Source organism: Streptomyces sp. NPDC031210 (assembly GCF_055570395.1).
In genome coordinates this window covers 113,822-123,873 of the sequence record NZ_JBVIHH010000020.1, presented here as the reverse complement: position 1 = coordinate 123,873, position 10,052 = coordinate 113,822, and the positions used below count along the sequence as shown (strand labels likewise).

Below are 10,052 nucleotides of genomic sequence, written 5' to 3'. Positions count from 1 at the left end.
CAACGGACAACTCGAATTCATCGGCCGCACCGACACCCAAGTCAAAGTCCGCGGCCACCGCATCGAACTCGGCGAAATCGAAGCCACCCTCACCAACCACCCCCACATCGCCCAAAGCGCCGCCATCGTCCGCGAAGACCAACCCGGCGACCAACGCATCACCGCCTACATCGTCCCGGCAGACGGGGACGACCAGCTCGACGTGACCGCCCTACGCGAACACGCCGGCCGCACACTCCCCGACTACATGGTTCCCGCGGCCTTCGTCACGCTCGACACTCTTCCGCTGACCCCCAACGGCAAGCTCGACCACAAAGCCCTCCCCGCACCCCAACACACCCCCACCACGGCCAGCCGAGCCCCCCGCAACACCCACGAACAACTCCTCTGCCACGCCTTCGCCCACACCCTCGGACTCGACCACGTCGGCATCGACGACAACTTCTTCGACCTCGGCGGACACTCCCTCCTCGCCACCCGACTCACCAGCCGCATCCGCACCACCCTCAACACCGAACTCACCGTCCGCGACCTCTTCGAAGCACCCACCGTCGCCACCCTCACCACCCGCCTCCACCACGCAACCGGAGCACGCACCCCACTCACCCCCAGGCCGCGTCCCACTCACATCCCGCTCTCGCCCGCCCAGCACCGCCTGTGGTTCCTCCAGCAACTGGAAGGCCCGAGCGCCACCTACAACGTGCCGATGATGCTTCGCCTCACCGGCGCACTCGACACCACAGCACTGCGCGACGCCATCCACGACGTCACCGAGCGGCACGAAACGCTGCGCACCGTCTTCCCCGAGCACGACGGCACGCCCTACCAGCACGTCCTGCACGGCAACGCCGCCCGGCCGGTCATCGACGTCGTTCCCACCGACGAGGACGACCTGGACGAGGCCGTCAACCAGGCCGTCACGCACGCCTTCGACCTCACCCAAGACGTGCCCCTGCGCGCCTGGGTGTTCACCACCGGGCCCGGCGAGCACACCCTGCTGATCCTGGCCCACCACATCGCCAGCGACGGCTGGTCCATGGGACCGATCGCCCACGACCTGTCCACCGCCTACGCGGCACGCGTCGACGGCACCAGCCCCCAGTGGGCTCCGCTGCCGGTGCAGTACGCCGACTACACCCTGTGGCAGCAAGAAGTCCTGGGCGAGGAGAGCGACCCGGACAGCGTCATCTCCCGTCAGGTCGACTACTGGCAGAAGCAGTTGGCCGCTCTCCCCGACCACCTCGAACTGCCCACCGACCGGCCCCGGCCCGCCATCGCCGGCCACCAAGGGGAAAGCGTCCCGTTCGTCTGGGACACCGATCTCCACCACGGCATCACCCGCCTGGCACGCGAACACCAAGCCAGCGTCTTCATGGTCGTCCAAACAGCACTCGCCACCCTCCTGACCCGACTCGGCGCCGGCACGGACATCCCCATCGGCTCCCCCATCGCAGGACGCAACGACGACGCACTCGACGACCTCGTCGGCTTCTTCATCAACACCCTCGTGCTACGCACCGACACCTCCGGCAACCCCACCTTCGCCGAACTCCTCTGGCGGGTACGGGAGACGGACCTCGCCGCCTACACCCACCAGGACGTCCCCTTCGAGCGACTCGTGGAGATCGTCAACCCCACCCGCTCCCTCGCATACAACCCCCTCTTCCAGGTGGTTCTGGGGCTTGAGTCGGCTTCCGACGGTGAGTTCGCCATGCGGGGGCTCTCGGCCGAGAGTGCGGGCGTCGATACCGGTGTCGCCAAGGTCGACCTGGCCGTCAACCTGTTGGAGGTCTTCGGTGAGGGAGGTGAAGCCGTCGGTATGCGGGGGGTCGTGGAGTTCGCGACCGATCTCTTCGACCGGCAGACCGCCGAGAGCATCGCGGCGCGGCTGGAGCGTCTGCTGCGCACGGCCGTCGAGGACGCCTCACGGCCGATCGCGGAGCTGGACATCCTCTCCGCGCAGGAGCGGGAGCTGCTGCTCCACGGCTGGAACGACACAGCCCGCGACGTGCCCACCGCCACCCTCCCCGAGCTGTTCGAGGCACAGGTGGCCCGCACCCCCGACGCACCCGCCCTGGAACACCACGGCACGCGGCTCACCTACGCCGAACTCAACGCCCGCGCCAACCAACTCGCCCACCACCTCATCGCCCAGGGCGCGGGGCCCGAGAAGTACGTCGCCGTGGCGCTGCGCCGCGGCATCGACCTGACCGTGTCGATCCTCGCCATCGTCAAAACGGGCGCCGCGTACGTGCCCGTCGACCCCGACTACCCCGCCGACCGCCTCACCTACATGCTCGGCGACGCCCGACCCGCCCTGCTCGTCACCGACGAGAACACGGCGGCCGAGCTGCCCGACACGGACCTGACCACCGTCGTCCTCCACACCGGCACCGTCGGCAGTCGGCCCACCACCAACCCGGACGACGGCCACCGCCTCACACCGCTGCTTCCCGCCCACCCCGCCTACCTCATCTACACCTCCGGCTCCACCGGACATCCCAAGGGCGTCGTCGTCTCCCACAACGGTGTGGCGAACCTGTCGGCGCATCAGAGGCTCCGGCTGGGCGCGGGCCCGGGGTGCCGGGTCTCCCAGCTCGTTTCTCCGAGCTTCGACGTGTCCGTGGCGGAGCTGTGCATGGGCCTGTTGTCCGGGGCCTGCCTGGTCCTGCCGAGCGGCCCGCTGGCCGGCGAGGAGCTCGCGGAGTTCCTGGCCGAGCAGGAGATCACACACGCGCACATTCCGGCGTCGATCCTGGTGGGCATGCCCCGTCGGGAGCTGCCCGCGCTGGCGTCGCTCATGGTGGGTGCCGAGGCGTGCCCGCCGGAGGTCACCGCGTTCTGGTCGGCGGGGCGGCGCATGGTGAACGCCTACGGTCCGACCGAGGCCACCGTGGACACCTGCTTCGCGGTCTGCGGCCCCGAGCAGGGGGCGGGGCCGACGCCCATCGGCCGGCCGGTGTTCAACACCCGGCTGTACGTCCTCGACTCCGCGCTCCGGCCGGTGCCGGCGGGGGTGCCCGGGGAGCTTTACATCACCGGTCCGGGACTGGCCCGGGGCTACCTCGGCCGTCCCGGTCTGACCGCGACCCGCTTCGTCGCCGACCCCTTCGGTGCCGCCGGCGGTCGTATGTACCGCACCGGCGACCTCGTCCGCCGCCGCGCCGACGGGCAGTTGGAGTTCATCGGGCGGGTCGACCACCAGGTCAAGGTCCGCGGCTTCCGCATCGAACTCGGCGAGATCGAGAACGCCCTCGCCGCCGAGCCCGCCGTCGGTCAGGTCGCGGTGATCGTGCGGGAGGACCGGCCCGGCGACCGGCGCATCGTCGCCTACGTCGTGCCCGCCGGGGCGAACGGTGCCGAGCTGGAGGTGGCGGAGCTGCGCGGCCGGGTGGCCCAGGTGCTGCCGGAGTACATGGTGCCGTCCGCTTTCGTCGCCCTGGACGCGCTGCCGCTCACGCCGAACGGCAAGGTCGACCGTACGGCGCTGCCCGCTCCGGAGCTCACCGGTGCCGCGGCGGGCAGGGGCCCGCGCGACGCCCACGAGGAGAAGCTGTGCGCGATCTTCGCGGAGGTACTCGGTGTGGACCGGGTCGGGATCGACGACAACTTCTTCGATCTGGGCGGCCACTCGCTGCTCGCGACCCGGCTCACCAGTCGGATCCGCGGTGAGTTCGGCAGCGAACTCACCGTGCGCGACGTCTTCGGGGCACCCACCGTCGCCGGCCTCGCCCGGCGCACGGACCGGAGCGGCGGGTGGAACGAGGACGACGGCCTGGGCATGCTGCTGCCGCTGCGCTCGTCCGGGGCCGGCACGCCCCTGTTCTGCGCGCACCCCTCCGTGCCGCTGAGCTGGTGCTACGCCGGCTTGTTGGGAGTCCTGGACGCGGACCGTCCGGTCTACGGCCTGCAGAGCCCCGGGCTGGCCGGGGACGGTGCCCTGCCGGAGACCTTCGAGGAGATGGTCGAGGACTACACCGCGCAGATCCGGCGGGTCCAGCCTGCCGGCCCATACCGCCTGCTGGGCTACTCCCTGGGCGGCAACATCGTGCACGCGATCGCCACCCGGCTCCAGGACATCGGAGAGGAGGTCGAACTGCTGGCCGTGCTCGACGCGTACCCCGGTGGCGACATCGAGGCCGTGCCGCTCGACGACGGCCAGGTTCTGGCCAGGTTCCACGCGGATCTCGGCCAGGAGAGCGGCGCGGTGTGCGACGAGGCGGGGCAGCGGGAGAAGGTGATCGACTCGCTGCGGGCGGGGCTTCCGGGGAACTTCACCGAGGAGCAGCTCTCCCGGATCCTCGACGCGATGATCAACGGTGTCGGCAACAACAGCCGTTACGAGCCGGGCACGTTCAAGGGTGATCTGCTGCTCTTCACCACGACGGTCGGCCGGGCGGACCCCGGCGCGATGCCCGAGGCGTGGCGGCGGGTGGTCGCCGGTGGCGTCGAGAACCACCGGATCGCCTGCCCGCACGACGATCTGCTGGAAGGCGATCCGCTGCGCGCGGTGGGCGCCGTCCTGACCGAGCGGATGCGGGAGCTGGACGCGCGCGGAAAGCTCTGACGGGCTACGGCCCGGTCTGATCGTCGGGGTACCGGCCGGTCCGGATGGCATGGCGGGCATCGCCGTGCCGTCCGGGCCCGGGCGGGCCGGGCGGGAGGGTGACCGCCCGGTTCGTGACGTCCGTGAATTCCCGATAACGAAAGAGAATTGCCGCCTCGTACGGTCTCTGGCACCTGTTCACAGTGATTCAGAGAGCGAGACGATGGCCGGAAAACACCTGTCCGACATACCTGAGATGCACCGCCGCCGACTGCTGGGACTGGGGGCCGCGGTGGCCGCCCCGGCGATGCTGGGTCTCGGTATGCCCCGCGCACACGCTGCCGCGGTGCCCGACCGGGCGGCGCCCCTGCGGTCCTTTCACGCCTCGCGCGGCGGGCTGGAAGAGACCAGCATCACCGACCTGCTGAAGCAGATGGCCGCCGGAAAGCTCACCTCGGTGGAGCTCACCAAGTTCTACCTGGACCGGATCGCCGCGCTGAACCTCGCGGGCCCCGCGCTGCACGCCGTTCTGGAGACGAACCCCGAGGCGCTGAAGCTGGCCGCGAAGCTGGACGCCGAGCGCCGGGCGGGCAAGCTCCGCGGACCGCTGCACGGCATTCCGCTGCTGATCAAGGACAACATCGGCACCGCGGACAAGATGCACAGCACCAACGGCATGCGGGCGCTGCTGGGTGCGCGTCCGGCCCATGACGCCACGGTGATCGCCCGGCTGCGCGCGGCCGGTGCCATCCCGCTGGGCAAGGCCAACCTGACGTCACTGGTCACCTCGTCGAGCGGCTACAGCCAGCGGGGCGGCCAGACCCGCAACCCGTACAAGCTGGACCGCTCGCCCAACGGTTCCAGCGCGGGCCCCGCCGCGGCCACGGCGGCCGGTCTGTGCGCGGGTGCCATCGGGACCGAGACGATCGGGTCCATCCTGGGTCCCTCGGGCGCCAACAGTGTGGTCGGTATCCGGCCCACCACCGGGCTCACGAGCCGCACCGGCATGTTCCCGGGTGCCCGCAGCTTCGACACCATCGGCCCGATCTGCCGCACGGTGGCCGACGCCGCGCTGCTGCTCGGTGTGCTCACGGGTGTGGACCCCACCGACACGGCCACCGCCGCCAGCGCGGGCAAGTTCCACTCGGACTACACCCCCTTCCTGAAGCCGGGCGGGCTGAAGGGCGCCCGGATCGGCATCACCAGGGAGGTCTTCGCCGGCTACAGCGCGCACGCGGACGCCGTGGCGGAGCAGGCGGTCGAGGTGTTGAAGAAGGCCGGCGCGGTGGTCGTCGACAATGCCAACATCCCCACCGCGCAGAAGATGATGTCGGATCTGGACGCCGCCTTCATCGTCCAGATCACCGAGATGAAGCACGACATCGAGTCCTACCTCGCCCGCACCCCGGGCGATCACCCCCGGAGCATCGCCGAACTCGTCGCGTACAACAAGGCGCACGCGGACACCGAGTTGGAGTACTTCGACCAGAACATTCTCCAGACCGTGGCCGATTACGCGGGCAAGCCGTCGGACGCCGAGTACAAGAAGGCGGTGCGCACGGTGCGCCGGGTCGCCCGGGACGAGGGCATCGACGCGGCGCTGAAGAACCACCGGGTCGACGCCCTGATGATGCCGACCGGCGCGCCGACCTGGAAGATCGACCTGATCAACGGCGATCCGCAGATCATGGGGAGTGCGATCCCCGTGGGCTACGCCGGCTACGCGGCCATCAGCGTCCCCGCCGGGTTCGTGCACGGCCTGCCGGTCGGCATCACCTTCATGGGCACCGCCTGGAGCGAACCGGAGCTGATCCGCTTCGCGCACGGCTTCGAGCAGGCCCATACGGCGCGGCGCGCGCCGACGTTCACCCCGCCCGGCGTGGGCCTATAAGTTACGGGATGGGGTGTCCCGTACCGCCCGGTGACACCCCAACTCCTGCCGGAAGGCGCCGTCCCGGTTCCTTTCGGCGCTCCGGCGTCACCACCGCCCGTCCGCGCGGGCTCGCACCACCTCAGGAGGATCTTCATGTTCGGTCGGTCTCGGCATCCAGGCTCCGGTCGGGCCGACGGTGAGGAGAGTCCCGCACTCCCCGACGCCCGCTTCGAGGGGCAACGGCCGCCGCCCGCTTCGGAGTACCCCCTGGGGGACGCGGCGGTGACGCTGCGGGACGTGCACAAGCGGTACGGGCGCGGGAACAACGCGGTGCACGCGCTGCGCGGTGTGAGCATCGCCTTGCCGCGCGCCAGTTTCACCGCGGTGATGGGCCCGTCCGGGTCCGGTAAGAGCACCTTCCTGCAGTGCTCCGCGGGGCTCGACCGGCCGACCTCGGGCTCGGTACTGCTCGGTGGGACCGATCTGACGAGGCTGCGCGAGAGCAGGCTGAGTGACCTGCGTCTGAACCGGCTGGGCTTCGTCTTCCAGCACTTCAGCCTCCTCCCGGCACTGACGGTCCATCAGAACATCCAACTGCCGCTGAAGTTGGCCGGGCGGCCCGTCGACCGGGACGCCATCGAGCGGATGCTGGCCCGGGTCGGACTGCCCGACCGGGCGCGGCACCGGCCGGGCGAACTCTCCGGCGGACAGCAGCAGCGTGTCGCCATCGCCCGCGCCCTGATCACCAACCCGGACGTCATCTTCGCCGACGAGCCCACCGGGGCACTCGACACCACCACGGCGGCCGAGGTGCTCACCCTGCTGCGGGAAGCGGTGGACAACCTGGGCGCGACCGTCGTCATGGTCACCCATGAGCCCAGCGCCGCCGCCTGGGCGGACCGGGTGCTGTTCCTGGTCGACGGAGAGGTCTCCGACGAGCTGATGCTGGGCGACCCGGAGGAGATCTCGGCCCGTATGCGGGTGCTGACCTCGGCCACCGACCGCCCGCATTCGCCGGCGCCCGGGATGCGGGGCAGGGGATGAGCACCGGACTCGCCTTCGCACAGATCCGGTCCCGCCCTTCGGCGTTCATCGGCACCTTCGTCGCGCTGCTCTTCGGCGCCGTGGTGATCATCTCCAGCGGCACGCTGCTGCTGGCCACGGCGACCGCGTCCCAGCAGCCGGTGCGCTACCGCCCGGCGCCCGTGGTCGTCGCCGCGGACCAGTTCGTGGGCGGGGAGCGGCTCCCGGACCGGGCCCGCGTCGAGACCGGTCTGGCCGACCGGCTGGCCGCGCTGCCCGAGGTGTCGGGCACGGTGGCCGACACCGTCTTTCCGGTCACCGTCACCGCACCGGGCCGCACGGCGGTCACCCTGGACGGGCAGCCGGCCTCCTCGGCGCGGCTGCTGGCCTCAGGGGACGGCGCGGCACACGAGGTGACTCCGCGCCCCGGGCAGACGGTTCTGGACACCCGGACGGCCAAGGACCTGGGGGTGTCCGCGGGCGACACCGTGACGCTGACGAGTCCGGCCGGCTCGGCGTCGTTCGAGGTCGCCGGCGTGCTCGCGGCTCGCGCTCCGGGCGCGTGGTTGGAGAACGCCGAGGCCGGGCGGTTGTCCGGCCACCCGGGGAAGGCCGACGCGATCGCGGTGCTCCCCAAGGAGGGGGTGTCCACCGCGAAGCTCGCCGAGCGGGTGCGCGCGGCCGCCGGTTCCGCCAAGGTGTTCACCGGCGACGCACGCGGTGAGGTGGAGAACCCCGGATTCGCCCCGGCCCAGGAGAACACCGTCGGCATGTTCGGTGCCATGGGCGGCCTGAGCATCTACGTCTCCATCTTCGTGGTGGCCAACACCATGTCCCTGTCGATCTCCCAGCGTCAGCGGGAGACGGCGCTGCTGCGCGGTATCGGGGCGCGGCCGGGCCATATCCGGCGGATGGCCGCCGCGGAGGCGTCGCTGGTGGCGGTGCTGGCGGTGGCGGCCGGCAGCGCGCCGGGCTATCTGCTGGCCCGGCTGGTGTTCGACGCCATGGACGCGCGGCACCTGCTGCCGCCGGGAACGGAGCTGAGGTTCAGTTGGTTCCCGGTCGCCGCGGCCGCCTTCACCGGTCTGCTCGCCGCGGTGCCCGGCAGTCTCATCGCCTCGCACCGTGCCGCCCGCAGCCGCCCGGCCGAAGCGCTGAGCGAGTCGACGCTGCCCCGCCGCGGCATCGGTCCCGTCCGCCTGCTGCTCGGTCTGGCGGCGCTGGCCGGTGGTGCGGTGATGGCCGTCAAGGTGCTCGCCGCGGGAGGCGCGACGGCCAACAAGGCCGCGCCCTTCGTCCTGCTGCTGTTCCTGGTCTCGGTGTCCCTGCTCGGGCCGCTGCTCGCCCGCGCGGCCACCGAGCTCCTGGGGGTGCCGATGCGGCTCTTCGGCGCCACCGGCGAACTGGCGACCCTCAACGGCCGGGCCAGGGCCCGCCGTCTGTCCTCGGCGATCGTGCCGGTGGCCCTGGTGGTGGCCTTCGGTGTGACCAAGATCGGCCAGCAGACCACCCTGACCTACGAGAAGGACGTGCAGAGCGCGGCGGCGCTCACCGCGGACCGCGTCATCGAGGCGCCCGGCGGCCTGCCCGGCCGGGTGGCCGAGGACGTCGCCCAACTGCCCGGTGTGCGGGCCGCGACGGGGGTGGCCGAGGTGGGGCTGCTGGTCGGCCCGGGTCGCCCCGGCGCGAAACCCGGCGACGGCACCGTGTCCGGCAGCGCGTTCTCCGGGACCGGCGAAGCGCTGGCGCGGAATCTCGACCCGCACGTCCGCTCCGGCTCTCTGGCCGGGGTCCGGGCCCGTGGTGGCGCGGGTTCCGGGGACGGGACGGTGGCGGTCGACCAGCGGGTCGCCGACCGGGCCGGGACCGGGGTGGGGCGGCGGATCACGCTGTGGCTCGGTGACGGCACCGTCGTGCGGCCGGTGGTGGCGGCGACGTACGAGCGGGGGCTCGGTGTGGGCGAGGTGATGCTGCCGCGGGCCACCGTCGCCGGCCATCTGACCCACCAGCTCGACGACCGGGTCCTCGTCCGCGCGGAATCCGGGGGCGCGGACGCGCGGCTCGACCGCGCGCTGCGGACCGCCGTCGGCGCCTCGCCGGGTGCCACGGTGCGGACCGAAGCGGCGTTCGCCAAGGCCGGGAACGCGGCGGACGAGTCGTTCGCCTGGCTGGAGTTCATGGCGCTGAGCATGATCGCCGGCTTCGCGGGCATCACCGCCGCGAACACCCTCGCCATGGTCACCTTCGAGCAGTTGCGCGAGGTCTCGATGCTGCGGCTGATCGGCACGAGCGTGCGGACGGTGCGCCGGATCGTCCGGCTGGAGGCCCTCACGGTGGCGGTGACCGGCCTGGCCGTCGGCGTGGCGATCGCGCTGGTCACCCTGACGCCGCTGGTCGCGGACAGTACCGGGGCGGCGTTCCCGTATCTGCCCCCGCGGTTCCTGCTCCTCGTCGCGGCCGCCATCGTCGCGCTGAGCCTGCTGGCCACCGGCATCCCGCTGCGGCTGCTGCTGCGGGTGCGGCCGGTGGAAGGCGTCTCCCGGCGGTCCTGACCCAGGCGCCGACGCACAAAGCGAGCGGCCCCGGCGAAGATGCCGGGGCCGCTCGCTT

The 10,052-nt window shown here is 71.7% G+C and carries 4 protein-coding genes; all 4 read left to right on the top strand.

The window, feature by feature from the left end; translation table 11 throughout:
- A partial coding sequence (locus ACZ45Z_RS29710; RefSeq protein WP_468368823.1) for an amino acid adenylation domain-containing protein occupies positions 1 to 4,567 on the top strand: 4,567 nt, incomplete at its 5' end.
- Positions 4,568 to 4,769: 202 nt separating this feature from the next.
- Positions 4,770 to 6,437 (top strand): amidase family protein, encoded by a 1,668-nt coding sequence (locus ACZ45Z_RS29705; RefSeq protein ID WP_468368820.1) that lies wholly within the window; start codon positions 4,770 to 4,772, stop codon positions 6,435 to 6,437.
- A 135-nt stretch (positions 6,438 to 6,572) separates the two neighbouring features.
- Complete coding sequence (locus tag ACZ45Z_RS29700; protein WP_468368818.1) at positions 6,573 to 7,463, top strand: ABC transporter ATP-binding protein; 891 nt, start codon at positions 6,573 to 6,575, stop codon at positions 7,461 to 7,463.
- Positions 7,460 to 9,994: an ABC transporter permease gene (locus ACZ45Z_RS29695; RefSeq protein WP_468368815.1), complete on the top strand. Its 2,535-nt coding sequence runs from the start codon at positions 7,460 to 7,462 to the stop codon at positions 9,992 to 9,994. The genes ACZ45Z_RS29700 and ACZ45Z_RS29695 overlap by 4 nt, the downstream gene beginning before the upstream one ends.
- Positions 9,995 to 10,052 lie beyond the last annotated feature (58 nt).

Bases quoted from the DNA above. Each gene is read 5' to 3' on its own strand.
- ACZ45Z_RS29705 (WP_468368820.1), top strand. From the start codon at position 4,770: ATGGCCGGAAAACACCTGTCCGACATACCTGAGATGCACCGCCGCCGA.
- ACZ45Z_RS29700 (WP_468368818.1), top strand. From the start codon at position 6,573: ATGTTCGGTCGGTCTCGGCATCCAGGCTCCGGTCGGGCCGACGGTGAG.
- ACZ45Z_RS29695 (WP_468368815.1), top strand. From the start codon at position 7,460: ATGAGCACCGGACTCGCCTTCGCACAGATCCGGTCCCGCCCTTCGGCG.